The sequence below is a fragment of the Listeria costaricensis genome (genome assembly GCF_900183385.1).
In the GTDB taxonomy this organism is placed as follows: Bacteria; Bacillota; Bacilli; order Lactobacillales; family Listeriaceae; genus Listeria; species Listeria costaricensis.
This window is the reverse complement of sequence record NZ_FXUT01000001.1, coordinates 139600-164684: the sequence shown is the minus strand read 5'-3', so window position 1 is coordinate 164684 and position 25085 is coordinate 139600. Positions and strand designations below refer to the sequence as shown.

At 44.5% G+C, this 25085-nt stretch carries 22 protein-coding genes, 1 other RNA gene and 1 other annotated feature; of the genes, 7 read left to right on the top strand and 16 right to left on the bottom strand.

Annotation, left to right across the window (positions count from 1 at the left end):
- Positions 1 to 8: 8 nt before the first annotated feature.
- The 4 genes from mnmA to CS921_RS00865 form a co-directional block, all read right to left on the bottom strand.
- Positions 9 to 1124 carry a tRNA 2-thiouridine(34) synthase MnmA gene (mnmA, locus tag CS921_RS00880; protein WP_099221104.1) on the bottom strand — a complete coding sequence of 372 codons (1116 nt, stop codon included), beginning with the start codon at positions 1122 to 1124 and terminating at the stop codon, positions 9 to 11.
- A gap of 13 nt (positions 1125 to 1137) precedes the next feature.
- On the bottom strand, positions 1138 to 2283 hold the full coding sequence (locus CS921_RS00875) for a cysteine desulfurase family protein (RefSeq protein WP_099221497.1): 1146 nt from the start codon (positions 2281 to 2283) through the stop codon (positions 1138 to 1140).
- Between the two features lie 116 nt (positions 2284 to 2399).
- Positions 2400 to 2590, bottom strand: a non-coding RNA gene (gene ssrS, locus CS921_RS00870) — 6S RNA.
- 61 nt (positions 2591 to 2651) lie between these two features.
- Positions 2652 to 3932, bottom strand: a complete 1281-nt coding sequence (locus tag CS921_RS00865) for a replication-associated recombination protein A (protein ID WP_099221102.1) — start codon at positions 3930 to 3932, stop codon at positions 2652 to 2654.
- Between the two features lie 143 nt (positions 3933 to 4075).
- Here CS921_RS00865 and cymR point away from each other — a divergent pair, with 143 nt between their 5' ends.
- Positions 4076 to 4498: a cysteine metabolism transcriptional regulator CymR gene (gene cymR / locus CS921_RS00860; protein ID WP_099221100.1), complete on the top strand. Its 423-nt coding sequence runs from the start codon at positions 4076 to 4078 to the stop codon at positions 4496 to 4498.
- Positions 4499 to 4605: 107 nt separating this feature from the next.
- Here cymR and CS921_RS00855 read toward each other — a convergent pair whose 3' ends face one another.
- On the bottom strand, positions 4606 to 4935 hold the full coding sequence (locus CS921_RS00855) for a hypothetical protein (RefSeq protein WP_099221098.1): 330 nt from the start codon (positions 4933 to 4935) through the stop codon (positions 4606 to 4608).
- 318 nt (positions 4936 to 5253) lie between these two features.
- Between CS921_RS00855 and CS921_RS00850 the strand changes: the two genes are divergently transcribed.
- The 5 genes from CS921_RS00850 (at position 5254) to CS921_RS00830 (ending at position 9318) form a co-directional block, all read left to right on the top strand.
- Positions 5254 to 6459, top strand: a complete 1206-nt coding sequence (locus CS921_RS00850) for an ammonium transporter (protein WP_099221096.1) — start codon at positions 5254 to 5256, stop codon at positions 6457 to 6459.
- A gap of 14 nt (positions 6460 to 6473) precedes the next feature.
- Positions 6474 to 6839, top strand: coding sequence for a P-II family nitrogen regulator (locus CS921_RS00845; protein WP_099221094.1), 366 nt, complete (start codon positions 6474 to 6476; stop codon positions 6837 to 6839).
- Between the two features lie 136 nt (positions 6840 to 6975).
- Complete coding sequence (locus CS921_RS00840) at positions 6976 to 7350, top strand: hypothetical protein (protein WP_099221496.1); 375 nt, start codon at positions 6976 to 6978, stop codon at positions 7348 to 7350.
- 122 nt (positions 7351 to 7472) lie between these two features.
- The gene (locus CS921_RS00835) at positions 7473 to 8717 is read left to right on the top strand and encodes a chloride channel protein (RefSeq protein WP_099221092.1); all 1245 of its coding nucleotides are present in this window, start codon (positions 7473 to 7475) and stop codon (positions 8715 to 8717) included.
- Between the two features lie 94 nt (positions 8718 to 8811).
- Entirely contained in the window at positions 8812 to 9318 is a 507-nt protein-coding gene (locus CS921_RS00830) for a hypothetical protein (RefSeq protein ID WP_099221090.1), read from the top strand.
- Positions 9319 to 9447: 129 nt separating this feature from the next.
- Here CS921_RS00830 and aspS read toward each other — a convergent pair whose 3' ends face one another.
- Together aspS and hisS are read right to left on the bottom strand one after the other, a co-directional pair.
- On the bottom strand, positions 9448 to 11226 hold the full coding sequence (aspS, locus tag CS921_RS00825) for an aspartate--tRNA ligase (protein WP_099221089.1): 1779 nt from the start codon (positions 11224 to 11226) through the stop codon (positions 9448 to 9450).
- Complete coding sequence (gene hisS, locus CS921_RS00820) at positions 11223 to 12506, bottom strand: histidine--tRNA ligase (RefSeq protein WP_420843733.1); 1284 nt, start codon at positions 12504 to 12506, stop codon at positions 11223 to 11225. The genes aspS and hisS overlap by 4 nt, the downstream gene beginning before the upstream one ends.
- Before the next feature lie 74 nt (positions 12507 to 12580).
- Positions 12581 to 12809 (bottom strand) — a binding site (T-box leader).
- Positions 12810 to 13038: 229 nt separating this feature from the next.
- Here hisS and CS921_RS00815 point away from each other — a divergent pair.
- The gene (locus tag CS921_RS00815; protein ID WP_099221495.1) at positions 13039 to 14265 is read left to right on the top strand and encodes an N-acetylmuramoyl-L-alanine amidase family protein; all 1227 of its coding nucleotides are present in this window, start codon (positions 13039 to 13041) and stop codon (positions 14263 to 14265) included.
- Between the two features lie 133 nt (positions 14266 to 14398).
- Here CS921_RS00815 and dtd read toward each other — a convergent pair whose 3' ends face one another.
- From dtd to tgt, 9 genes are all read right to left on the bottom strand, one after another.
- Positions 14399 to 14851, bottom strand: coding sequence for a D-aminoacyl-tRNA deacylase (gene dtd / locus CS921_RS00810; RefSeq protein WP_099221085.1), 453 nt, complete (start codon positions 14849 to 14851; stop codon positions 14399 to 14401).
- Positions 14852 to 14863: 12 nt separating this feature from the next.
- A complete protein-coding gene (locus CS921_RS00805; protein ID WP_099221083.1) occupies positions 14864 to 17080 on the bottom strand; it encodes a RelA/SpoT family protein in 2217 nt (738 codons plus the stop codon).
- Positions 17081 to 17299: 219 nt separating this feature from the next.
- Positions 17300 to 17821 carry an adenine phosphoribosyltransferase gene (locus CS921_RS00800; RefSeq protein ID WP_099221081.1) on the bottom strand — a complete coding sequence of 174 codons (522 nt, stop codon included), beginning with the start codon at positions 17819 to 17821 and terminating at the stop codon, positions 17300 to 17302.
- Positions 17822 to 17846: 25 nt separating this feature from the next.
- Positions 17847 to 20156 (bottom strand): single-stranded-DNA-specific exonuclease RecJ, encoded by a 2310-nt coding sequence (recJ, locus tag CS921_RS00795; RefSeq protein WP_099221079.1) that lies wholly within the window; start codon positions 20154 to 20156, stop codon positions 17847 to 17849.
- 91 nt (positions 20157 to 20247) lie between these two features.
- The gene (locus tag CS921_RS00790; RefSeq protein ID WP_099221077.1) at positions 20248 to 20613 is read right to left on the bottom strand and encodes a LapA family protein; all 366 of its coding nucleotides are present in this window, start codon (positions 20611 to 20613) and stop codon (positions 20248 to 20250) included.
- 161 nt (positions 20614 to 20774) lie between these two features.
- Positions 20775 to 23039, bottom strand: a complete 2265-nt coding sequence (secDF, locus tag CS921_RS00785) for a protein translocase subunit SecDF (protein ID WP_099221075.1) — start codon at positions 23037 to 23039, stop codon at positions 20775 to 20777.
- A 40-nt stretch (positions 23040 to 23079) separates the two neighbouring features.
- The gene (locus CS921_RS00780) at positions 23080 to 23376 is read right to left on the bottom strand and encodes a post-transcriptional regulator (RefSeq protein ID WP_099221073.1); all 297 of its coding nucleotides are present in this window, start codon (positions 23374 to 23376) and stop codon (positions 23080 to 23082) included.
- A 170-nt stretch (positions 23377 to 23546) separates the two neighbouring features.
- The gene (gene yajC, locus CS921_RS00775) at positions 23547 to 23855 is read right to left on the bottom strand and encodes a preprotein translocase subunit YajC (protein ID WP_476738458.1); all 309 of its coding nucleotides are present in this window, start codon (positions 23853 to 23855) and stop codon (positions 23547 to 23549) included.
- 73 nt (positions 23856 to 23928) lie between these two features.
- Complete coding sequence (gene tgt / locus CS921_RS00770; RefSeq protein ID WP_099221069.1) at positions 23929 to 25068, bottom strand: tRNA guanosine(34) transglycosylase Tgt; 1140 nt, start codon at positions 25066 to 25068, stop codon at positions 23929 to 23931.
- Positions 25069 to 25085 lie beyond the last annotated feature (17 nt).

The window sequence follows — 25085 nt, the reverse complement described above, 5'->3', positions numbered from 1 at the left end:
TGGTTTCATTAGCCCACATAAGTAAGCTTTTGTTTATTTTTAATGACTGTATCGATCGTTCCGCCGCCTAGACAAATCTCTCCGTCATAAAAAACGACCGCTTGCCCTGGCGTGATGGCACGAACCGGTTCATCAAATAATACATTCGCCGTCCCATCTTCATTGAGCTGAACAGTTACGCCTGTATCCTTTTGACGATAGCGGAATTTGGCCGTCACATGAAATTCCTTTTCTTTCGGCTTGTTCGATGTAAAAGAAATATCCGTCGCAATCAAACTATCCGAATAAAGGCTGTCATGATGGAAGCCTTGCGCAACAAAGAGAACATTTTTTTCCAGATCCTTCCCTGCTACGAACCACGGATCCCCATCGCCGCCGATACCAAGGCCATGACGTTGCCCGATTGTATAATACATCAGTCCATCATGCTTACCCATCCGTTTTCCGTCAAGCGTCTGCATTTCTCCCGGCTGTGCGGGTAGATATTCACTCAAAAAGCTTTTGAAATTTCTTTCCCCGATAAAACAAATACCGGTGCTGTCCTTTTTGGTCGCTGTAGCAAGACCGGCATCTAGCGCAATCTTTCGCACCTCACTTTTTTCCATGCCACCAAGCGGAAACATCACTTTACTCAACTGTTCTTGTGAAAGCTGATTCAAAAAGTAGGTTTGATCCTTGTTTTGATCAATGCCACGCAGGAGTTTTACTTCCCCGTCCATTTCACAAACACGCGCATAATGGCCTGTCGCTACATAATCCGCCCCCAGACTTTCTGCATGCTCTAAAAAAGCCTTGAATTTAATTTCTTTATTGCACATGACATCTGGATTAGGCGTACGACCCAGCTTATATTCATCTAGGAAATACGTGAAAACTTTATCCCAGTATTGTTTTTCAAAATTAACGGCATAATAAGAAATGCCAATCTGCCCAGCTACTCGGATCACATCTTCGTAATCTTCCGTTGCCGTACAGACCCCGAATTCATCCGTATCATCCCAGTTTTTCATAAAAATGCCGATTACATCATAGCCTTGCTTTTTGAGAAGATAGGCCGTTACAGACGAATCGACCCCACCGCTCATTCCAACGACTACACGAGTTTTGCTGTTATCTTTTGTCACGATGCTGCTCCTTTCACTTCTTTAAACGCGTGACGATTTCCACTATTTTTTCGCCCGCTTGTTCAATTTCTTCAAAAGTATTTCCTAGGCCAAAACTGATCCGGACGGTCTCCTGAATAGCCGGATGCTCCTCCCCGAAAAGCGCCACTAACACATGCGACGGATCTACTGTGCCCGCCGTACAAGCCGAACCGCTTGAAACTGCAATGCCTTCCATATCAAGATTCATCAAGAGCTGCTCGATCGAAACGCCCGGAAAACGCACGCTAAAAAGATGTGGCAGCGTTTTAGAAGCATCGCCATTCACTGCAAACGTCAGCCCCGCCTCTGTAAAAATCCGTACTAGCTCCTGTTTAAATTCCAGATAGTCGCTTACTTTTTTCTCCCGATCTTGCACCATCAGTGTCACAGCCTCCGCAAACCCAGCAATCCCTGGAAGATTTTCCGTTCCCGCTCTGCGTTTTCGTTCCTGCTCACCGCCATGAAATGGATAAATCAGTGTCGTTCCATTTTTCACATATAAAAAGCCCACGCCGCGTGGTCCATTGATTTTATGGGCTGAAGTGGTCAAGAGGTCCACCCCTAATTCCCTCACATCAAGCGGAACGAGACCGAAAGCCTGTACCGCATCTGTATGGAACAAAGCAGGATGATCCTTTAAAAGCGCCCCAATCTCCGCGATCGGCTGAATCGAACCAATCTCATTATTCCCATACATCACTGAAACCAAAATCGTATCTGGGCGCAGTGCGGCTTCTACATCTTCCAATCGAATCAGGCCATTTTCATCAACCGGCAAATAGGTCACATCAAAACCCAGCTTCTCCAAATATTCCGCGCTATGGAGCACAGCATGATGCTCGATAGCCGTCGTGATAATGTGATTGCCTGCCGCCTGTTTCGCCAGCGCACCGCCGATGACAGCCGTGTTGTCTCCTTCTGTACCGCCGCTTGTAAAAATGATTTCTTTTTCCTGTGCGCCGATTTCAGCCGCAATGGCACTTCTCGCCTGATCGAGCACTAGACGTGCATCCCGCCCGGCAAAATGAATGCTTGACGGATTGCCATAATGATGAGTAAAACAGCCTAGCATTGCCTGAATCACTTCAGGATGCGTCGGGCTGGTCGCTGCATGATCTAAATAAATCGTATTTTCCAACATAATCGCTTCCTTTTTTACGGTTGCTTCAAATTCGTACCCTATTGTAACAGGAATTAACGCCGAAAGCAAAGCTACAATCTGAATCATTCCTATTTAGTTTTGCCCATAGAAAAAGAAACCCCAATCGTACCGTCTAGGTTTCCCTTCCTTTGAACCCGCACTCAAGCAGGTGGGTGCCCTGTCTCGCGGTTTGCAAGTCCTCGTGTAAAGGCATGTGCGCTGCGCCAGAACCCCGAGCTCCCAAGGTAAAAATAATTGTTCGGTTCAAAATATATAGGTACTATAACGAATACATTAGGGTTTCTTTACTTAATTAAGGATAGCATATTTAGAGAAAAAATACAATTTGTGACAACTTTTTGACGTCATTTTTTTCGCTTGTTTTCTGCAATATTTTCATAGACAGTTGCTAGCGCCTGCTCAAACTTCCCGGTTGTTTTCGGCGTGTAATATTCCTTCCCTAACAGCCGATCCGGTAAATACTGCTGATCCACCCAAGCATTTTCAAAATTATGGGGATACTGGTAACCTTCTGCCCGACCGAGTTTTTTGGCGCCACTGTAGTGACCGTCTCTAAGATGATCTGGCACTTCGCCGCTTAGCCCCTGCCGAATATCTCCTAAAGCCGCATCGATCGCGGTAATCGCCGAATTCGACTTCGGTGACAAGCAAAGTTCAATCACCGCATTGGCAAGCGGAATCCTCGCCTCAGGAAAGCCGACCTTCTCAGCCGTTTGAACCGCCGCAAGTGTTCTGGCCCCTGCCTGAGGACTCGCCAGCCCCACATCCTCATAGGCCATCACGAGTAGCCGCCGCGAAATGCTCACAAGGTCGCCCGCCTCAATCAAGCGTCCCATATAGTGAAGCGCCGCATTCACATCACTGCCGCGAACGGACTTCTGAAAGGCGCTGAGCACATCATAATGCGCGTCCCCATCCTTATCATGCGCCAGACTTTTCTTTTGCAGACACTCTTCCGCAATTTCAAGCGTCACCTGAATCTGCCCATCCGCGTCCGGCTCTGTCGAAATGACCGCCAGTTCGAGCGCATTCAGTGCACTGCGGACATCCCCGTTACTTGCTGTGGCAAAATGCGTTTTGGCCGCCTTCTCGATGGCCACCTGGTATTCCCCAAGCCCACGTTCCTTATCTGAAAGTGCCCGATCGAGCGTCAAAATGATGTCGTCCACGCTGAGCGGCTTTAGTTCAAAAATTTGCGTTCGACTGCGAATCGCCGGGTTGATTGCAATATAAGGATTGCTCGTCGTCGCACCAATCAAAATGATCGCTCCACTCTCCAAATGCGGCAGTAAAAAGTCCTGCTTGGCCTTGTCGAGCCGGTGCACTTCATCCAGCAGGAGAATCACCGTCCCGCTCATCTTGGCCTCAGCTGCAACGATTTCCATATCTTTTTTATTATTTGTGACCGCATTTAAAGTTCGAAAAGCATATTTTGTACTGCCAGCAATAGCAGATGCAATCGACGTTTTGCCAATCCCCGGCGGCCCGTAAAGGATCATCGAGGAAAGCTGTCTAGCTTTTACCATTCGATAGATAATTTTATCTTTTCCCACTAAATGACTTTGTCCAACGACCTCATCGATCGAGCGCGGACGCATCCGGTAGGCCAAAGGTTGAATTGCCATAATACCGCTCCTTTTCACATACTTCCATGCTTCATTATACCACAGTTGGAAGCACTCTTTCATTGCATGCTTCCTGCAAGTTGGTTATAATAGTCGAAGAAATCCGTGTTACTGGATATGTTTAGTTGGAGGTTAGAAATTAAATGAAAATCACGACAAAAGGCCGCTACGGGTTGACCATCACACTGGAGCTGGCACGTAAGATCGGCGATGGCCCGATTTCGCTCCGCAGCATTGCTGAATCCAAAAACCTGTCTGAGCATTATTTAGAACAGCTTGTTGGACCGCTTCGCAATGCCGGCATCGTCAAAAGCATCCGTGGCGCTCATGGAGGTTACATTTTAAACGGGGATCCTGCTGACATCACGACGGGCGATGTGATCCGCACGCTGGAAGGGCCGATTGTCCTTGTGGAAACAATGGAGGACGAGGAACGGGCTCAGCGCGAACTTTGGACACTGATGCGTGATGCTGTGAAAAATGTACTGGATAACACAACGCTGGAAGATTTGCTCGCGCATGAAAATGACCAGGATCAAACAGATGGCTATATGTTTTACATTTAAGTGAAAAAAGCGCAGATAGAAAGAACCTGAAATCATGTAACAGCCCATTATAAAAATGGCTTTACTACTTGATCTCAGGTTTTTTTATTTTTCAAAATATCTTTGTCCTAATCTTCCTCTATTTGGATCGATACGGCAATAGCCAGAATATCTTCCACAGCCTCCGTTATAGAAAATATCCCATATTTGTAAATTTTTCCGTCTACCACTAAGATCGGTAAAGCCTCCCGATCCTTCGTTATTAGCTCCCTAACTTGCTCGGGAAGCTCTTTTCGATCGTCTTCTGTCACTTTTGTTAATTGCACCTCAAATTGGTTTCCCGTGTGTTCATAATAAATCTGCCGCAACTCTTCACTACGATTCTCCAAAAAGCGCCATACTTCAAGATTTACTTCAGACTCATTTTCTGGGGAGTAAAAATATTGAATTTGAATCATTTTCCTCTGTCACATCCTCCAGCTGGTTTTAAACTTGTTCTCTACAACTGTATCATATCGCTACGTGCCATTATTAAGCAAGTCCTTTTTATCCATAACCGCTCATCTACTTTTTTCTGTTTAAGCTCCCATCAATTCCCCATTTTTATGCAAAACCTGTCTAGACCACAGTTCACTCGAAAGCGTTTTCTGTTAGATTATCTAACAAAATTTACAAAATAAATCAAAAAGTCTTGCAATTTAAAAATTATCCGGTATGATAGGTCCATAAATAAAATATTTAATGTTAGTTTATCTAACATAAAAGGAGAGTTGGATATGGAATCTGTCTTTATGTTCTTTTGTACATTGCTTGTTTGGCTTATGACACCAGGGATTGCCCTATTTTACGGAGGAATGGTTCGGCGAAAAAATGTACTGAGCACAGCAATGTACAGCTTTAGCTCTATGGCCATCATTTCCATCTTGTGGGTCACAATTGGCTATTCGTTAGCTTTTTCTCCAGGAAACGGCTTCATTGGCGGCTTTGAATGGAGCATGCTGCAACAGGTCGGCTTCGCTCCAAACGATTTGTATAGTGACGCCATTCCGCATATTCTGTTTATGATGTTCCAAATGACATTTGCCATTTTGACCGTCGCTATTATCTCCGGCGCATTTGCCGAGCGGATGAATTTTGTTGCTTACCTGTTATTTATCATCCTGTGGTCACTGCTTGTCTACACACCTGTTGCACACTGGGTTTGGGGCGATGGCGGTTTCCTTCGTGAAATGGGGGCACTCGACTTTGCTGGCGGAAATGTCGTGCATATCAGTTCAGGGGTGACCGGGCTCGTTCTGGCAATCATGATTGGACGCCGAAAAGAGGCCGATACTGCCTCTCCGCACAATCTGCCGCTTGCTTTGATTGGTGGCATCCTCGTCTGGTTCGGCTGGTATGGCTTCAATGTTGGCAGCGCACTGACGATCGACAATGTGGCGATGGCAGCTTTCGTCAATACGAACACTGCGGCAGCGGCTGGGATTATTGGCTGGTGTGCGGTTGAATGGCTAATCAATAAGCGCCCGACAATGCTTGGGACCATTTCTGGGGCGATCGCAGGGCTAGTGTCGATCACGCCGGCAGCTGGTTTCGTGACGGTTCCAAGTGCCATGCTGATTGGCTTTCTTGGCGGGGCGATTTGCTTCTGGGGCGTCTTCTGGCTGAAAGGCAAGGTCAAATATGATGATGCACTAGATGCGTTTGGGCTGCACGGGATTGGTGGAATCTGGGGCGGTATCGCCACTGGACTTTTCGCCACAACAAAAATCAATCCGGCAGGCGCTGATGGACTCTTCTACGGCGGGGCTTCCCTGCTTTTCAAACAACTGGCAGCCATTGGCATAACAATTGTCTTTGTGGCCATCATGACAGCACTCATCGTCATGATTATCAAACTTTTCGTTCCAATTCGCGTCAATGAAGACCAAGAATTTAAAGGGCTGGATTTAACGCTTCACGGCGAAAAAGCCTATCAGGACTAAAGGGGGTCAAAAAAATGAGCACATTAACAAAGATCGAAATTATCACACGTCCAAACCGCTTTGAAATTTTCCAAAAAGAACTAGCAAAAATCGGTGTCAGTGGTCTAACCGTGACGAAAGCGCTCGGAACCGGGCTTGAAAAAGGGCTAATCGAGCTGTATCGCGGCACAAAAAAAGAAAGTAATGTGCATGAACGCATGAAAATCGAAATCGTTGTCAGTACCGTTCCGGTTGAAGATGTGCTTCGTGTCGTCAAAGAAACCCTTCGTACAGGCGAACCTGGCGACGGCAAAGTGTTCATCTATCCGCTTGCAGAGGTCGTAAAAATCAGCACGGGCGAAACGGGTATGGCCGCGCTACAAGATTCTCCCACCAAATAAAATGGCAAAATCGTGAATAATCCTGCACATTTTCTAAAAATACAATGAGAAATCATGTTTTCGACTTCCCCAACGGACCTAAACCGCTTATAATGGGAAAGGAATGTATTTTTAGATTGGAGGCGCGATGGCTGTAATGCGTAAAATCCCCATTTTCACCATTATTGCTGCCTTATTACTTGGCGCAGGTTACCTTTACTATAATCATGAAAAATCCAAAGTAGAGGTTTCTTTTAATTATATAGTAGATAAAAAAACAGATGATTATCAGGTGAAGGGCCGCATTGACGGCGCTGGCGATACGATCGTCACACTTTCACTTTCCAAAGATGATTGGAACGCGGTCAAAACCGGCCAACATTATAATATCAAGGCAGTCTTTTATGATAAAAATAAACTGTCGGATAAACAGAAACAAAAACTGGACGGGCCCTTCTGGTCGAACGAGGCCAACCAAGGACTTTTAGTCAATGATGTAGATATCGAACAAATCGAAGCACTCGATTATTAAGACTTAAAAGCTTTCAAGACGATTATTTCACCGTTTTGGAAGCTTTTTTAATTGGAATACTAGTCGAAAAGCTGTTTTTTTAGTATAATGGTAATTATTGATGTAAAGGAGTGATAAGCTACGTGAGAATAAAACTTCAGTCTTTTTTAGCAGTTTACGGCGTTATTTTAGGGGCAGTAGTTGGTTTGATTGCCTTCATCTTTGTCTTCTTAATGAATCAGCTCATTGATTTCTGGTGGACATTCTTGCCGGATTTAGCTGGAAACCCGTGGTACTGGCCACTTGTTGTCTGTACATTTGGTGGTGTCGTGGTCGGGCTGGTACAAAAATACATCGGACCGTATCCACACCAGATTTTTCAGGTTTTTGGTGAGTTTAAAAAGACAAAACGAGTTGGCTACAGTGATATGTGGAAGCACTTTTTAGCTGCGCTGATTATTTTAATGTTCGGTGCAAGTCTAGGACCAGAAGCAGCGTTAACAAGTATTTGTGCGGCACTTATTACATGGGTCGGCGACAAAATGCGTTTTACTTTTCAGGAACGCGAAGACTTTACGGAGTTTTCAATCGGTGTTATGATTTCCACGATTTTCGTTTCACCGTTCGCTGGGCTTGCGACAACTGTAGAAAATGCCCCGAAAGATCAACCCGCTTTTCATAAAAAGAAAGTCATTGTTTATCTATTGTCGATTTTTGCCGGAAGCGGCACTTTCCTTCTTTTAATTGCATTGCAAGGAAACGAGCCATTTGTCGGCATGCTTGGGAAAACAGCTTTTTCATGGTGGGATCTGTTACTCTTTGTTCCACTACTTTTTATTGGCAAATATTTTGGCAAGGTTTATGAATGGTTCGGTAAGTTTTTCGATTTCTGCTTGCAAAAAGTGAAAAATGCAACCGTGTTGTTAGCGATTATTGGGGGGATTCTGCTTGGCCTTGCCGGCATTTTTGTTCCCTACAGCTTATTTTCCGGCGAACATGGCTTTAAAGAGCTAGCCGCCGAATATAGCATTTATACAACACTAATGCTCTTTATAATTGCTTTTGTCAAACTGGCGGTTACAAAACTTTGTTTGAAAACTGGCTGGCTAGGCGGACACATTTTCCCTGCCATGTTCAGTAGTGTCGCGCTCGGATTTGCTTTTGCTTCTTTCATTCCGGTTGATCCGATTTTTATCGTGGCCGTGATTGCAGCTAGTGCCAGCGCCGTTATTCTAGATAACCCAATGGTTGTAGCCCTTCTTTTCTTAGGCTTCTTCCCCATTCCGCTTTGGCCGATTCTCTTTATCGCAGCATATCTAGCAACCGGTAAATGGCGTGATGTCTGGCATAAAATCCAAGCACGCCGCGTGAAGAACACACAAGCATAGAATCTACACGATTGAACAGTCGAATATTTTATTTGAATCCCTCAGCAGTATTGTTTGAGGGATTTTATTTTTAATCGATCAAAAAGGTGCAACGATGAAATTTTATACAGGAAAATACAAAATCACAGGAACGATATGCACGCATCTTTCGTTAGCTTGGATAGTCGCTCTGACACTTATCGTTCAGATTACCACAAATGATACGGGCGAAATCAAATTTTTCATCCTATTTATTGGGCTGATTCTTCTCAGTTTGGCATGGCAGCTTTTATCTATCCCTTTAAAATGGATATGCATAGATCGCAAGCATTTGGTCTGCCATACGTTATTTAAAACGACAACCATTGTTCTTAAAAAAGTCGGGATCATCCATTATAAATACTCTCACCCAAGTGGAAAACGTTCGGCCACGATGGTACTGATTTTTCACGATAAGCATGCTTTGACGGAAATTGACTGTAGTTTTATAGACATGGAGATTTTTTTAAACTTATTCAGCAATTTCAAGCAAAACCAGGCGCACTCAGTGAGGACATTACCTATTTGCAAAAAGGAAAAAGAGCGCAATACGTCTATGTCCACACAATCATCGATCTGTTGACGCCGTTTCATGCAACTATCCTAACAATCGTTACACTATTTTTCTTATTATAATCTTACAAAAAAACAAACAGGCAAGAAAACCAGTAAATGCGTTTTCTTACCTGTTTTTGTATGCGAAAAAAATTTTTTATTCTTGCGTCTGTTTTTGTATCGGTTGAATTTTTAACTCAGCTAATTGTGCGCTTGCTACCTCACTTGGCGCATTTGTCAACAGATCGACTGCACTGCCTGTTTTAGGGAAGGCAATCGTGTCGCGCAAATTCGTCCGGCCAGCCAGAATCATCACGATCCGGTCAAGCCCTAGTGCAATCCCGCCATGAGGAGGCGTACCATATTCCAATGCTTCCAGTAAAAAGCCAAATTGTTCGTTTGCTTCTTCATCTGTAAAGCCAAGGGCACGGAACATTTGCTGCTGCACCTCTTTTTTGTAAATCCGCAGTGAGCCGCCACCGATTTCATAGCCATTCAAGACAATGTCATAGGCCTCAGCCATTGCTTTTTCCGGCTCTGTACTAAGTCGCGCAATGTCCTCCTCGCGCGGCAAAGTAAACGGATGATGCGCCGCCACATAGCGTTCTGCTTCCTCATCATATTCAAACAGCGGCCAGTCTGTCACCCACAAGAAAGCCAAAGCCGACTCATCGATCAGTTCAAGCTCCTTGCCGAGTTTATTCCGCAAAGCGCCAAGTGAAGCCGCGACAACGGCTTCCTTATCAGCAACGAAAAGCAGCAAGTCGCCTGTTTCTGCTTCCAGTTTTGCCATCAAAAGAGCAGCGGCATCCTCATCGAAAAATTTAGCAATCGGGCCTTTCAACGCGCCGTCTTCCACTTTCAGCCATGCCAGCCCTTTGGCTCCGTAGTTGGCCGTAAAGGCACCCAATGCGTCGATTTCCTTACGCGAATACTTATCAGCCGCTTGTTTGGCATTGATCGCTTTGACCTTGCCACCAGATGCAACCGCGCCAGAAAAGACTTTAAATTCAAGCTCTGCCACAATATCCGACACATCTTTAAGTTCTAGTCCAAAACGCACATCCGGCTTGTCACTACCAAACCGGTCCATTGCTTCATCATAACGCATTCGTGCAAACGGTCGTTTCAGTTCGACCCCTTTGACCGCCTTGACAACCGCCACAAGCATCTCCTCTGTCATTTCTTGAATTTCTTCCTTGCTGAGGAAGCTCGTTTCCAAGTCGATCTGCGTAAATTCCGGCTGTCTGTCACCACGCAAGTCTTCATCACGGAAGCAGCGGACGATTTGATAATATTTATCAAAACCAGAAGCCATCAGAAGCTGTTTCAAAATTTGCGGAGACTGCGGCAAAGCATAGAAGCTGCCCGGATATACCCGGCTTGGCACCAAATAATCGCGCGCTCCTTCTGGGGTACTTTTTGTCAAATAAGGCGTTTCAATATCATAGAAGCCCAATCGGTTCAATGTTTCGCGGAACGTCTGTGTGACCAGATGACGCATTTTAAAAATCTGCTGCATCTCAGGACGACGTAAATCCAAATAGCGATATTTCAAACGAAGCTCGTCGGAAACATTGACACCATCTTCAATATAGAAAGGCGGCGTTTTGGAGCCATTTAAAACCGTCACTTCTTCTGCCAAAACTTCCACTTTTCCTGTCGCAATCTTCTCGTTGACAACTGCTGCGTCGCGTGCTGCCACTTTCCCCTTGATAGTAATCACATATTCACTGCGAATCGTTTCTGCAACTGCCAAGGCCTCCTGTGATAACTCAGGATTGAAAACGACCTGCACCATACCTTCACGATCTCTGAGATCAATAAAAATCAGCCCGCCCAAATCGCGTCTCTTTTGAACCCAACCATGCAAGACAACTTCCTGACCAATCCACTCTTCTGTCACTTTTCCACAATAAATCGTCCGCTTTTTCATTCGTTATGTTCCTCCCCTTCAAGCAATCTGATCAATTCTGCTGCCAATTTCTCTTCAGCCACTTCTACTTGCTCGCCTGTCGCCATATCTTTCAGCTGGTAAGCTTTCTGATCAATTTCTGTTTCACCAATAATAATGGTAAAACGGGCATTTTTTCGGTTGGCGTCTTTCAGCTGCGCCTTCATTTTACGTCCCATATAGTCTTTCTCAGCCACGATCTGCTGTTTTCTTAGACGCGCCATCAACTCCACTGCTTTCGCCTCAGCTTCTGGCTGTGCAGTGATTAAGTAGCAGTCAAGTCCCGGCTCAGCTGGAAGTGTGATTCCCGCTTTTTCAAGCACGATCAAAATACGTTCTACCCCAATACCAAAGCCGATCCCAGGTGTTTCAGGTCCACCAAATTCCTCTACCAGACCGTGATAACGCCCGCCACCGCAAAGAGTCATTTGCGCGCCGAATTCTTTTTCCGCACTCATAATCTCAAAACAAGTGTGGTTGTAGTAATCCAACCCTCGGACAAGCGTAGGATCCACGCGATAAGAAATCCCTACCACATCTAAATAGGCCTTCACCTTTTCAAAATAAGCCGTCGATTCTTCATTTAAAAAGTCTAAAATGGAAGGTGCCGACTGAATGAGCGGGTGATCGTGATCTTTCTTACAGTCAAGAATGCGCAGCGGATTTTTATAAAGCCGCTCATGACAATCCGCGCAAAATTCATCAATGCTAGGTTCAAAATGAGCAATCAGTGCCTCACGGTGCTTCTGTCTGCTTCCCTTATCTCCCAAACTGTTAATGACCAGCTCGATATTCTGCAGCCCAAGCGTTTGGAAAAAGTTCATCGCAAGCGAGATGACTTCTGCATCAATAGCCGGATCAGAGCTGCCGATCGCCTCAACACCCATCTGATTGAACTGCCGCTGTCTGCCGCCTTGTGGGCGCTCATAACGAAACATCGGTCCCTTATAATAAAGTTTGACCGGTTGGTTGACCTGACCGAATAACTTATGTTCGACATAAGCCCGAACGACCGAAGCCGTGCCTTCTGGGCGCAAAGTGATACTTCTGCCAGCTTTATCGGCAAATGTATACATCTCTTTTGTGACAATATCCGTCGTATCCCCTACACCGCGTTCAAATAATTCTGTATGCTCAAAAATAGGCGTCCGAATCTCGCCATATTGATATGTGTGACACAATTTCATAAAGGCGTCTTCGATCACATGCCATTTTTCAGCTTCTTTCGGTAAAATATCGTGCGTTCCGCGTGGTAGAATCATTTGTTCCTCCATGACATTCTGCTCCTCCTTTAATTCTAAGTAAATAAAAACTCCCGCCCCTTGTTTCCGAAAAAACAAGGGACGAGAGTTGAATTCCCGTGGTACCACCCTAATTGGGACAAAATGAAGCCTGCCCCCGCTTATTCCGTTAACGCCGGAAAACGTTTTGGTCTACTAGAAAAATCGTTGGACCAAACCCTCCAGAGTGTCTTTCCAAAAATATACCATTGAATTTCTCTCAGCCTGCCGAAATTCTCTCTGTTATGGAGTGATTTTTGTACTTTTCTCTGTCACTGGTTTTTCTGAATTATTACTAGATTACTAGAAAGAATCATGAAAGTCAATCTTTTGAAAGATTTTTCGAAAAAAAAACGCCATTCTAGTTTCCTGAATCACGATTTTATGGTAACCTTTTTATGATACATACTGTTAAAGTGAGAAGTTTGGGTGGTGTTAAGACTAAGTGAAAAAAGCAAAAAGAAATCTTTTATTTATATCGATCGTTTCTTTTTTACTAATTGCAGCAGGAATTATGACAACGATCGCCATGGCAAATGCTGATACAGTCAGTGTTCAAGCGGATGTTTTGAATGTCAGAAGCGGTCCCGGTCTTGCTTATGATGTGACAAGTCAAGTTCGTAAAGGAACCAATCTAAAAGTGATTGGCGAAGAAAATGACTGGTATCAGGTTCGGCTTGAAGACGGGAATACGGGCTATGTGGCTAGCTGGCTTGTCGAGAATACAAGCGTCAGCGCGGCCAGTAACAGTTTAGCGGTCGTTTCCTCTGATGGGAATTTAAATGTTCGCAAAGAGCCCTCTACAAGTAGTGAAATCTTGGGCACATTAAACAATGGTGATCAGATTAATGTGATCAGTGAACAGAACGGCTGGGCGCAGATCAAATATCAAGGTCAAAACGCTTGGGTGGATGCTTCTTATATTACGATTCGTGAGTCCACAACCAAGATGGACGAAAGCAGTCTCCAAAAAGTGACTGTTCGAGAAGATAATACCAATATTCGCAGCAAGCCGGATTTAAATAGCTCCGTCATTGAAAAGGCCAGCTCCGGTGATACTTATGCCATTCAAGGAGTTCAAGGCGACTGGTACAAGGTTCAAACGAAATCCGGCGCTGAAGGCTACATCGCCAACTGGGTGGTAGACATTACCACGCAAGGTGAATCTACACCAAAAGAAAAATCCAAAACAACCAGCCTGTCGGAAGCAACGATTGTTCTGGATCCAGGACACGGCGGCAATGACCCGGGGGCTGAAGGAACAAATGGCACACTTGAGAAAAAAGCGACTCTGAAGATGGCGAATGTCGTTGCGGACAAACTCCGTCAAAGCGGGGCTAAAGTCATTTTGACGCGTGACTCGGATGAATATGTTTCACTCAGCGACCGGACTAAGATTGCTGAAAAATATAACGCGGATGTCTTCATCAGTTTGCATTTTGACAGCTTGGAAGATAAGGATTCTTCCGTCAGCGGGCAAACCACCTATTACTACAGCAAGAATGACAAGGGCCTTGCCAAAGATGTGAATGAGGGTCTGGAAAAGGATGTCGATATTACGAATCGCGGTTATCAGGTGGGCGACTACTATGTGCTTCGTGAAAACGATCAGCCGGCTCTACTTCTTGAACTGGGTTACCTAAGCTCACCAGAAGATGAAGCAAGAATTAATTCTAGCAGCTATCGAAATCAAGTTGCTCAAGGCATTTACGACGGCTTAGCGGACTATTTTGCCAACTAAATCATGAATTGAAAAAGGGTGCGTATCTGACAAGAAAAATTAGTCGGATGCGCTCTTTTTTACTGCAAACAAAAAAAGCCTTAAACGGACGGCAACGGGTTTTCTTCCCAGCGCCACGCGTTTAAGGCTTTCCTTATTTTACTAACTCATTTGAATCGAGCATAAAGGTGACGGGACCTTGATTGACCAGTGAAATATCCATATCAGCACCAAAAACACCGGTTTCCACTTCAAGTCCCAACTCTTCCAATTTTTGATTAAAAAGCCGATAGAGCCCTTCCGCCTTGTCACTAGCCAGAGAGTCGGTAAAACTTGGGCGGCGACCCTTTCTGGCATCTGCATATAGCGTAAACTGAGAAACGCTAAGAATCTGACCGCCCACTTCTTGAATGGAGAGGTTCATCTTGCCCTCTGAATCCTCAAAAATCCGTAAGCCGACAATTTTATTCGCCAAAGCCACCACTTCTTTTTCACTGTCACCATGTGTAAAACCCACCAGCAGACATAGTCCAGCCGGAATCTCTGCAATGACTTCATCATCAATTGTCACATTGGCAGTCCGGCAACGTTGTAAAAGGACACGCATGTTTTTTCCTCCTCAATTCATGAGACGTCTGACTGTATAGACATCTGGAATTTGCTTGATTTTGTCGACCACACGTTGCAAATGATTGATATTATGGATTTGAAGTGTCAAAACAAGCGTCGCCATCTTATTGTGATCCACTTTGGCATTGACACCATTGATATTCGACGTGAGACTGCCGACAACCTGCAGAATATCATTGAGCAGACCGCTTCGATTATAGCCGTACACCTCGATGTCGACATTATAATCTGTCTTCGCCTGCAAGTCCGCGTCTTCCCATTCCACTTCGATGAGACGGTCTTTTTCGGTCAGCTGGACATTGGGACAATCCTTCCGGTGAATCGAGATGCCGCGGCCCTTTGTAATATAGCCAACAATCTGATCACCCGGAACCGGATTACAGCATCGCGAAAGACGGATCAACAAATTGCCCACGCCTTGGACGACCACTCCGGCATTATGCTTGATTTTTAGTTTTTCATTATTGGCATCCGTGCTGTCCGTTTTCTGCTCTGTTTGATTCAGCAGTTTTTCCGTTTGCGCTTCTTTTTCCCGCTCTTTGCGCAGCTTTTCCGTTAGACGATTGGCCACCTGAAGCGCCGTAATGCCATTATAGCCGACCGCTGCAAATAAATCATCTTCATGCGAAAAATTGAGTTTATCCACGAGCTTATTCATGTTTTCATTTGTCATGATTTTCTTCGGCTCAAAATCAAGTTGCCGTAGTTCTTTTTCTACAAGATCGCGGCCTTTTTCAACATTTTCCTCTTTCGCCTGCCGTTTGAAAAATTGCTTGATCTTATTGCGCGCTTGCGAAGTCTGAACAAGTTTGAGCCAGTCGCGACTCGGCCCGTAAGAATGCTTGGATGTCAGAATTTCAATAATGTCACCTGTTTTTAATTGATAGTCCAGAGTGACAATTTTGCCATTCACTTTGGCCCCGATTGTTTTATTACCGATTTCCGTGTGGACACGATAGGCAAAGTCAAGCGGTACAGAGCCACTTGGCAGCTCATAGACGTCCCCTTTTGGCGTAAAGACATAGACGACATCGGAAAACAAATCGAGCTTAAGTGATTCCATGAATTCTTCCGCATTATCCGCTTCATTTTGATATTCTAAAATTTCTCTAAACCAAGTCATTTTGTTATCAAATGAAGTTTTAGAATTAACGATTTTGCCTTCCTTATACGCCCAGTGCGCCGCCACCCCATATTCAGCAATCTGGTGCATCTCAAGCGTGCGGATCTGCACTTCAAGCGGTTCACCCTGCGGCCCAATCACCGTCGTATGCAGCGATTGATACATATTAGATTTCGGCATCGCGATATAATCTTTAAATCGACCCGGCATAGGCTTCCAGCGTGTATGGATAATCCCCAAAACCGCATAACAATCTTTAATACTATCCACGATAATCCGAACGGCTAACAAATCATAAATCTCGTTGAATTGTTTGTGCTGCTCGCTCATTTTCCGATAGATAGAGTAGATATGCTTAGGCCGGCCGGAAATATCTGCCTCAATCCCTAATTCATCCAAATTCTCTGTCACACCATCGATCACATCATTTAAGTAGCGTTCCCGCTCTACTCGTTTTTGTTTCATCAAATGGACAATCCGGTAATACTGCTGCGGATTCAAATAACGCAAAGCCGTATCCTCTAGTTCCCATTTCACGCGACTAATCCCGAGACGATGAGCAAGCGGTGCAAAAATTTCTAAGGTTTCAGTCGCAATTCGGCGCTGCTTTTCAACAGGAAGATGTTTCAACGTCCGCATATTGTGCAGTCGATCCGCTAATTTAATCAAAATAACCCGAATGTCCTGCGCCATTGCAATAAACATTTTACGATGATTCTCAGCCTGCTGCTCCTCATGTGACTTATACTTGATCTTCCCAAGCTTCGTCACCCCATCAACTAGCATCGCAACCTCACTACCAAAGGCTTCCTCCATGTCCTTCAGGGTCACTTCTGTATCCTCGACGACATCATGAAGAAAACCAGCCGCAACAGTCGATGGATCCATTCTCAGCTCAACTAAGATACCAGCCACCTGAATAGGATGGATAATATAAGGTTCCCCAGACTTACGGAACTGTTCGCGATGGGCGTCACGCGCATACTCATAGGCCTTCTTAACGACCGCAAGATGCTCATCATTCATGTAGTGAGAAGCCATTTGAATGACTTCCTCTGCTGTTAGGTTTTGTTCTTTTGCCATCTTTTTCACCCCTAGTTTACCCTTTTCTACTTTTTTTGATGGAAAAAGACTCTCAAACGCGTTCGCCTGAAAGTACCAGCTCTCCTCTTCAAAGTGATTCTTAGTTTTCATTATACATGAGAGTTTCTGCTTTATAAAGTAGTTTTCTCGCCGATTCCTCCATTTTGCGCAAAGAAAAAGCCATTTTCTCTCAAAAGAAAACAGCTTTTGTCAAGCGGATCAGAAGTCCATCAAAATCAGACGATCATATCCATTTAGTTTTTTATGTCCTTCAAGTTCTGTAAGTTCAATCAGAAAAGCGCAGCCCACAACAATGCCGCCAAGCTTTTCGACAAGCTTAATCGTGGCTTCAATCGTTCCGCCGGTAGCCAAAAGATCATCTGTGATCAGCACGCGTTGTCCAGGTCTAATCGCATCTTTATGCATGGTCAGCGTATTGGTTCCGTATTCTAGATCATATTCCATTTCGATCGTTTCGCGTGGCAATTTATTCGGCTTACGAACAGGTGCAAAGCCGACTCCAAGTGCATAAGCAACCGGGCAGCCAATAATAAATCCCCGTGCTTCCGGACCGACAACCAGTTCAGCATCGCGTTCACGTGCATAGGCAACAATTTGATCCGTTGCATATTTGTAAGCTTCCCCGTCATTCATTAGCGGAGTAATATCCTTGAAAACGATCCCTTCCTTTGGATAGTCATTCACGATCGCGACATATTTTTTCAATTCATTTAAATCCATGTTTTTTCCTCCAAGTTTGCAGACATTACGTCTCCATGATCCGCTTCATCCAGTCATAAAGATCGAAGTAGTTGGAATAAAGCAGTTTTTGTCTTGTTGCAATTTGACGTGCTCGCTCTTGATAGCTCGCCGATTCATCCAGGCTGCGTTTTGCTTCAGTCGGATTTATTTTAATCACGCCACTGTCTATTGTAGCAAATTCCAGCTCAAAAAACACGTTTGACATAAAATCAATCTGTTCTTTTTTCCAGCCAAATTTTTGCGTCAATCCAGGACCGTATTTGGCCAATGAAAATGGCTCATACTGTTTGATCAATTTATATAAAGCCGCAAATTCTTTCCGATCGGGAAGCACCTCAAGATCTATATTTTCAGTCGCTCCAAAGTGGAAATAAAGTCGATCTGGCTGTACCTTTTCGACCAGCGTTTCTACTGACTGGGTATCTGTCGGCATATCTGCAAAAACCAATTCCTCGACAGCCTGACTAGCCAAATCTGCAGCCTCCTGCGGCGTTAAAATCTGTGTATCATCTGCCGGAATTTTTTGGATGGTCTCCTCATGATAACAAACATAAAAACGATTCGGTGCTTGTTCCTGAATGATTTTGCTCCATTCCGTCCGATTACGTACGTCAAACAATTGCCAATGCGCCACAGCCAAATCTAAAATTCGGATTTGCGCTTTTCGCATATTGTTCCATTCATTGATGGACAATTCGCCAATCACATCCACTTGGGCAGTTGGCGATAATTTTTCCGCTAAAAAGCCCAAACCAAAGCCAATTGCATCTATTTGGGTTTCTTGCGCAGCAAACACCGTCTTCAGATGCGTCTTATCCGCGCCAATCCGTTTTGGATCCTGCGGTTTGACAGCCTTGAACAGAAAAACTGGTTTAGGATTGCCAAAGCCGAACGGTGCCATCTGTTCGATCATTTGAATGAATGGCAGCGTCACTTCTGCAAGTGCTAGTTCTGCCTCCACTTCCTGTGATGAACGAAAATCCTCCAGCGAAAGCTTCTCCGCCTGCTGGTTCAAATTAGCCGTCAAAGTCTCCAAATGACTCTTTTCAAGCGTTAAACCTGCGGCCATCGGATGACCACCAAACGCGGTCAGCAAGGAACGATTCTGGTCAAGTTCTTGATACAGATGAAAAGCAGCAATGCTTCGGCCTGATCCCTTGACAAGTCCAGTTTCCTGATCGATCGATAAACAAATTGTCGGGCGACCATACTTCTCCACCACTCTTGAAGCAACAATACCCAGCACCCCTGGATTCCAGCCTTCTTTTGCTAAAACCAAAATGCGCGGTACTTCCGGCAGTTCTTCAATCATCTGCACAGCTTCTTCCGTAATGTTTTTTACGATTTCCCGCCGCTCCTTATTTGCCTGATCAATTTCTTCGGCCAAATAGCCTGCCTCTTCCGGATCCTCACTTAATAACAAGTCAGCCGCCGGATCAGCAGCCCCCAATCGCCCAACAGCATTGAGTCGAGGCGCCAAAGCAAAACCAATCGTTTCTTCTGTCGCCTCAGCTAATTTGACACTGGCTTTTTTGGCAAGCGCCTGCAATCCGAGATTAGGTTTTTCACGCAGCTGCATCAAGCCCTTTTGGACAAAGAGACGATTCTCATCATTTAGTGAAACCAAATCGGCTACAGTCCCAACCGCCACTAAATCCAGCAACTCCACCGGCTCTACACCAAGGAGGGCGTGTGCAAGCTTATAACTCACCCCAACGCCAGCCAAATCAGTGAAAGGATAATTGGAATCTGGATGTTTCGGATGGATCACCGCAACGGCTTCCGGCATCACTTCTCTTGCTTCATGATGGTCTGTCACAATTACATCCAAGCCAATCTCTTTCGCAAAAGTCATTACCTCAAGCGCGGCAATGCCATTATCCACTGTGATAATCAAGTCAAAGCCTTCATCCTTCGCCATTTGGAAGGCCGTCTGATTGGGCCCGTATCCTTCCGTAAATCGATTAGGAATATAAAAGTCAGGTTCCGCACCTAATTTACGGAGAGCCGTTGTCAAAACAGCGATACTCGTGACGCCATCAGCATCATAGTCCCCGTAAATGAGAATGCGTTCACCCTGTTCAATAGCCTGTTTGATACGTGCTACCGCTTGATCCATTTCAGCGAGTAAAAACGGATCATAGCCTTCATATTTCGTTGGATGTAAAAATTTATCTAACTGACCGCTCGTCGTGACTTTCCGCTTGACAAGCATTCGGGCAAGACTTGGTGCCACATCTAATTCCCTTGCCACCTCTGCGGTCTTTTCTTCATTAACTGGATCGATCTTCCAGGTGTATTTGGAACGTATCACGTTTTCCCCACCTTTCAACCTTCCTATTATAGCTGAAAAAATTAAAAAAACCAACTACTTTTCTATTAAAAAAGCTAAAACCCAATGAATCTTAGCTTTTTTCCTCTTCATTTACCTTTGTAACTGGTTCAATCACCGGCTCCGATTGCTCTAGTGGTTCTTGAACAAGTGTTTCACGTTCGCGCGCTTGTTTTTCCGCAGCTAATTTACGTTCTAACTCGGTGATTTTCACTTGAAGAGACTGAATTTCCTTTTTCGTCCCTCTCACTTTTGCGATATTCAAGCAGAACATGATCAAGCAGCCGATCAACACACAGCCTAAAATAATCAAGATTAACGGCCAGCTCGCATCTGCTACAAGAAAATTAACCGCTACAGACTCCGTATTGCCCACTGCAAAAATTGCAATTAAGAGTGCTAAAGCAATGCCCGCCACAACTTGCCATTGTATTTTCATATCTATTCTCTCCTTTTCCGCTGCTTTTATTTACCCTTTCTCAGATAAATTAATCCTTAAAAATAATTTTCAAGACTTCCCCCGCCCCTTACAGGAATAGTCTCGCAACCAACTCGCACTGCACATCAAAAAGCCGCTCACATTAATGAGCGGCTTTTTGCTTAGACAACCGGTTGACCCGGATTACGTTTTTTCTTTTTCTTCACTGTATTGATCGGTCCTTTTTTACGAACCTGGCGTGATTTAAAGACATACCAGAGTTGCATCGCCATGAAGATGGACGAGAACACACTGGAAATAAGTCCGACAAGAAGCGCGATCGAGAAGTTCAGAATCGAATCATTACCGAAAATAACAAGCGCTAAAACAGTCAAGAGTACAGTCACAATCGTATTGATCGAACGTGTAAAGGTTTGACGCAAACCATGATTGACAGCAAACGCCACATCCTCTTCCGTTTTATAGCGTTTCATTTTCTTCCCGATATCTCTAATCCGGTCAGCCGTTACAATCGTATCATTGATGGAATAACCAATGACGGTCAGAACGGCGGCAATGAACGTCAGATCCACCTCAAGCTGGAAGACGCTGAAGAAAATAAAGATCACAAATGCATCAAAGAGTAGCGACAGAATGGCTGCAACGCCCATATAGAATTCAAATCGAATCGCAATATAAAGGACGATGAAAATGGATGCAATAACGAGTGCATAGAAACCATTTTTCGCCAATTCTTTTCCGACTGTCGGCGTAACTGTACTGATGCTTGGCTCTTTACCATATTTATCCTTAAAGTAAGATTTAAAGTTGGCATCTTCTTTTTGTGTGAAGGCACCTTTGTAAGAAATAACTGCCGTTTTTGAATCTTTTCCTTGGAAAGTGATATCATCTGACGGCATTCCCAGTTCTTTCAAATCTTTTTGGATTTCCGTTGTTGTCAGTGTATGATCAGCCGTCACCTCTGCACGTGTTCCACTAGCAAAGTCAATCCCCAAATTCAGTTTGAAAACGGCCAGAATAATAATCCCTAAAATGGCAATCGAACTGAAAATAGTGAGGAACAAGCGATGATGTTTGACAAAATCAAAACGGTCAAAGCGTGTTTTCAAATCATAAGTGCTGACGCCTTCATGAAGATTATGAATATCCTTCCGCTTAACAGCAAACAGTCCTGGTTTGTTATCCAAGGCATTACTTTTCACAAGTAGACCAAGCAGAAGTCTTGAACCCCATACAGCTGTCAAGAAACTCATCAGAATACTGATAATCAGCACCGTCGCAAAACCTTTGATCGAGCTGGTTCCAAAGTAGAACAAGACGACCGCGACAATCAGCGTTGTAATATTCCCATCAAATATCGCTCGGAAGGCCTCTTTGCTGCCGGTTTCAAATGCAGCTTTCGTCGATCGCCCGACTTTCAGCTCTTCCTTTATTCGCTCGTAAGTGATGACATTCGCGTCGACGGCCATCCCTATCCCGAGTATCAGCCCGGCAATCCCCGGAAGTGTCAGTGTTGCGTGAAGCAAGCTTAGCACCAAGAGGACTAGATAGGTATAGGCAACGAGTGTTACAGAAGCAATAATACCTGGGATGCGGTAAACAGCAATCATGAAAATAAAGATTGCAAGAATCCCTACAAGTCCGGCAAGAACTGTTTCACTCAGTGCATCCTGACCAAATTGTGCCCCTACTGAGGTTGAATAAATTTCGGTCATTTTTACAGGCAAAGCACCTGAATTAAGCAGATTGGCAAGATCTTTCGCTTCATCTACCGTAAAGTTGCCTGAAATCTCGACTTTATTGGTATCCAGCACTTCGTTGACATTCGGTGCGGATAGGTAAGCCGGATTCTTCTTCGTTTTTTCTTCTTCATATTTTTGTCCTTCTTGCCAGTCGAGCCAGATGACAAGTTGGTTATTCGGCGCTTCATCTAAAATCGTTTGCGTGACTTTGGCAAACTTGTCTGCGCTTTTAAGTTTTAGCGTCACAATCGGTTTGTTATTTTGATCAAACTCCTGTTTGGCACCGCCTGGAACCAAATCTGAGCCATCCATCATCAGCTTATCATTCGCATCACGGAACGATAGTTGTGCTGTTGTGGAGAGCATTTCCCGTGCTTCGTCCTGATCAGTTACACCAGCAAGTTGCACACGGATACGGTCATCACCTTCAATCGTGATACTCGGCTCAGCAACACCAAGTGTATTGATCCGTCGGTCGAGGGCACTTACCGTATCAGTAAGTGTCTGTTTTGATACTTTTCCTTTGCCATCCGCAGGCTCCACTTTGTATAAAACTTCAAAGCCGCCCTGAAGATCCAACCCTAAATTAATATTGTCTAGGACCCATTTCGTTGTCGAAGCCACTGCTCCGAAAATAATCATGATGACAAGAAAAAAAGTAATCAATTTACTTTTTTTGATCATGCTTTCTACTTTCCTCCCTCATTCATAACTCTAGAAACGCTTATTCTTCCGTAGGCTCGTCTAGTACTTCCGCAATAAGTGCCTCATCCATCACAGAAGTCGGCTCGTTCTGAACGCTTCCCGTAACGGCTTGCATTAACTGTCCAATGTTCATCTGCATCACATCATTGATTCGCGTATGCAGTGCCGGGGAACTATTTTTCCAAATCACTTCCGTAAGAAATGACCAAATATGATGAGCCGTAATTTCCCGGTACCCGAGAATATGAAAATCTTCTACTTTAATTAAAATTGCAGGTTCAAGCTCATCATACCAGTCAGCAAATTGTTCTGACATTATTTCCCCTCCCATTAACAATCAGCTATTCCCATTTTATCGAATTCTAGGAAAAATGGAAAGCATAATCTCGTATTTAGCACGAAATGACACAAAATAGCCTTATTTACCTAAAAAAAGGACTCTGCGAAATAAATAAAGAACCGCCCATTGTCCGAGCGGCTCATTTATTATTTCTGTTCTTCTGTTACTTCAGTGCTTTCTGCTACTGGTTCTTCTGCTTTTGGTTCAACTGGGGCAACAACTGGTTGTGCACCGGCTTTTTCAAGCACAGAACGAATGGCATTACGGTCAAAAGTTAATTTGGCATTACCGCATTTCAAAATAACCGTATTGTCTTCAATCGCTTCGATTACACCATGCAAACCGCCAATTGTGATAATTTTATCACCTTTTTGAAGGCCGCTTTGCATATTCGTTACTTCTTTTTGACGTTTTTGTTGAGGACGAATCAACAAGAAGTAGAACAACACGATCATTAAAATAATCGGAATAAAAGCTGCTAATCCTTGCAACTATTTCAGCTCCTTTCACTCAAGTAAAAATATTTATTTAGAAATTTTTCGCATTAGGACCATTGAATCCATATTGCTCAAAAAATTCTTCCCTAAAGTCAAGCAAGCGATCCTCTGAAATCGCCGTACGTACCTGCTTCATCAAATTAAGCAGGAAATGCAGATTATGATAGGTTGTCAAACGGATGCCAAATGTTTCATCACAGCGGATCAAATGACGGATATAAGCTCTGGAATAATTGCGGCATGTATAGCAGTCGCAGTTTTCATCAAGCGGTCCGAAATCGCGTGCAAATTTGGCATTTTTAATGACCAACCGACCATGTGAGGTCATGCAAGTCCCATTGCGGGCAATCCGTGTTGGCAACACACAGTCAAACATGTCCACACCGCGAATCACACCATCAATCAATGAATCAGGTGAGCCAACGCCCATCAGATAACGTGGTTTGTTGCTCGGCAGAAGTGGTGTCGTATATTCCAAGACTTCATTCATCACATCTTTCGGTTCTCCAACCGACAGACCGCCGATCGAATAGCCCGGAAAATCAAGCGACACAAGATCTTTCGCACTCCGTTCCCGAAGATCACGAAACGCCCCGCCCTGCACAATGCCAAATAGTCCCTGCTCATCTGGGCGCATGTGGGCTTTTAGTCCGCGTTCCGCCCAGCGTGTCGTCCGATCGACCGACCGCAGCATATACTCATGTGTTGCAGGATACGGCGGACATTCATCAAAGCTCATCATGATATCAGAACCTAGCGCATTTTGAATCTGGATTGCCTTTTCAGGAGACAAAAAGAGTTTATCCCCGTTTAAATGATTGCGAAAATGCACGCCTTCTTCTTTGATATCGCGCATATCGCTTAAACTAAACACTTGGAAGCCACCGGAATCCGTCAAAATCGGCTGATCCCAGTTCATAAATTTATGAAGACCGCCTGCTTCCCGGATCAAATCCTCGCCAGGCCGCAGCCACAAGTGGTAAGTATTGCTTAAAATTACACCCGCCCCCATTTGTTTCAATTCTTCTGGGGACATTGTTTTAACGGTTGCAAGCGTCCCTACCGGCATAAACATCGGTGTATCAAATGTGCCGTGCGGTGTGTGTAGCTTGCCGAGACGTGCTCCCGTCTTTTTATCCGTTTTAATTAATTCATATCGAATGGCTGTCATGTGTACCCTCTTTCTCA

Bases quoted from the DNA above. Each gene is read 5' to 3' on its own strand.
- CS921_RS00840 (WP_099221496.1), top strand. From the start codon at position 6,976: ATGCGTAAAATCCCCATTTTCACCATTATTGCTGCCTTATTACTTGGC.
- hisS (WP_420843733.1), bottom strand. From the start codon at position 12,506: ATGATTCTACCACGCGGAACGCACGATATTTTACCGAAAGAAGCTGAA.
- CS921_RS00830 (WP_099221090.1), top strand. From the start codon at position 8,812: ATGAAATTTTATACAGGAAAATACAAAATCACAGGAACGATATGCACG.
- cymR (WP_099221100.1), top strand. From the start codon at position 4,076: ATGAAAATCACGACAAAAGGCCGCTACGGGTTGACCATCACACTGGAG.
- CS921_RS00845 (WP_099221094.1), top strand. From the start codon at position 6,474: ATGAGCACATTAACAAAGATCGAAATTATCACACGTCCAAACCGCTTT.
- CS921_RS00780 (WP_099221073.1), bottom strand. From the start codon at position 23,376: ATGTCAGAACAATTTGCTGACTGGTATGATGAGCTTGAACCTGCAATT.
- CS921_RS00850 (WP_099221096.1), top strand. From the start codon at position 5,254: ATGGAATCTGTCTTTATGTTCTTTTGTACATTGCTTGTTTGGCTTATG.
- CS921_RS00865 (WP_099221102.1), bottom strand. From the start codon at position 3,932: ATGGCAATTCAACCTTTGGCCTACCGGATGCGTCCGCGCTCGATCGAT.
- aspS (WP_099221089.1), bottom strand. From the start codon at position 11,226: ATGAAAAAGCGGACGATTTATTGTGGAAAAGTGACAGAAGAGTGGATT.
- tgt (WP_099221069.1), bottom strand. From the start codon at position 25,068: ATGACAGCCATTCGATATGAATTAATTAAAACGGATAAAAAGACGGGA.
- CS921_RS00815 (WP_099221495.1), top strand. From the start codon at position 13,039: ATGACAACGATCGCCATGGCAAATGCTGATACAGTCAGTGTTCAAGCG.
- CS921_RS00805 (WP_099221083.1), bottom strand. From the start codon at position 17,080: ATGGCAAAAGAACAAAACCTAACAGCAGAGGAAGTCATTCAAATGGCT.
- CS921_RS00790 (WP_099221077.1), bottom strand. From the start codon at position 20,613: ATGAAAATACAATGGCAAGTTGTGGCGGGCATTGCTTTAGCACTCTTA.
- secDF (WP_099221075.1), bottom strand. From the start codon at position 23,039: ATGATCAAAAAAAGTAAATTGATTACTTTTTTTCTTGTCATCATGATT.
- CS921_RS00800 (WP_099221081.1), bottom strand. From the start codon at position 17,821: ATGGATTTAAATGAATTGAAAAAATATGTCGCGATCGTGAATGACTAT.
- dtd (WP_099221085.1), bottom strand. From the start codon at position 14,851: ATGCGTGTCCTTTTACAACGTTGCCGGACTGCCAATGTGACAATTGAT.
- CS921_RS00855 (WP_099221098.1), bottom strand. From the start codon at position 4,935: ATGATTCAAATTCAATATTTTTACTCCCCAGAAAATGAGTCTGAAGTA.
- yajC (WP_476738458.1), bottom strand. From the start codon at position 23,855: ATGATCGTGTTGTTCTACTTCTTGTTGATTCGTCCTCAACAAAAACGT.